Source organism: Bradyrhizobium genosp. SA-3, from assembly GCF_004212635.1.
In the GTDB taxonomy this organism is placed as follows: Bacteria; Pseudomonadota; Alphaproteobacteria; order Rhizobiales; family Xanthobacteraceae; genus Bradyrhizobium.
The window spans coordinates 1-1070 of the sequence record NZ_PSRT01000318.1; the positions used below are offsets into that span (position 1 = coordinate 1).

Genomic DNA, 1070 nt, shown 5'->3' on the forward strand with positions numbered 1-1070 from the left:
CTGTCGATCTCGGCAGCGGCACCGTCAGTGGCGATGCCTCGGTCGGGCACGACATCATTACCGGTGGCGTGAACAGCGTTGCCGGATCGGGCTTCAGCGATACGCTGAAGGGAAGCAGCGGTGCCGACAGTCTGCTCGGCAATGGCGGAGCCGACACATTCATCTATGCCAGCGGCGGCGGCGCCGATTTCATCGGCGACTTCTCGCAAGCGCAGGCCGACAAGATCGACCTCTCGGGCGTCACCGGCATCTATACGCTGGCCGACGTCCAGGCGCTCGCCTCACAGCAGGGGCCGAACACGTTCATCAACTTCGGCAATGGTGACAGCCTGACGCTGCAGAACGTCACCCTGTCGAACCTCACCGCGGCGGACTTCGTCTTCTCGCCAGGCGTTCACCTGATTGGCGACGCCAATCCGAACACGCTGGTCGGCACCGGCTATGCCGATATCCTGAGCGGCCTCGGCGGCAATGACGTCCTGCAAGGGCTCGGCGGCAATGACCATCTCGACGGCGGCCAGGGTTTTGACCGCGCCGATTACGGCGATGCGACGGGCGGCATCACCGCCAACCTGGCGGTCGGCTCGGTGACGGGTCCCGGTGTCGGCAGCGACGTGCTGGCGAATGTCGAGGGCATCCTCGGCAGCAATTTTGCCGATACGTTCAACGCGGCTGGATTTACTGGCTCGACCGGTTTGCCCGGCGTGGCGCCGGCCAAAGTGAGTTCGAGGGGCGGGGCGGCGACGACAGCGTGATCGGCGATCTCAACGCCCTGGGGCAGGCGGTAACGCGATTGTCTTATCTGAGCGCGACCGGTGCCGTCACGATCGATATCGGCGCAGGCACCGCCGACGGCGACGCCTCGGTCGGTCACGACACCTTCTCCAATGTCTCGACCATCTGGGCCTCGGCCTATAACGACACGATCTACGGCAGCGACAATGCGGCCTTCACCTACGAGACCTATGAGGGTCGCGGCGGCGACGACTTTATCGACGGCCGCGGGGGCTACGACCAGGTCACCTACAACTCGGATACGACGACCACGTCAGGCATCTATGTTCACCTGG

Annotated in this window: 1 protein-coding gene and 1 pseudogene; both read left to right on the plus strand. The window is 64.4% G+C overall.

All coding sequences use genetic code 11. From position 1 onward, the window contains the following. The coding region (locus CWO91_RS43555; RefSeq protein ID WP_433995611.1) for a calcium-binding protein at nucleotides 1–755 on the plus strand (755 nt) is incomplete at its 5' end. Beyond that, nucleotides 752–1070, plus strand: a pseudogene (locus CWO91_RS43560) (hypothetical protein); the annotation flags it as partial. The gene CWO91_RS43555 and the pseudogene CWO91_RS43560, both read left to right, overlap by 4 nt.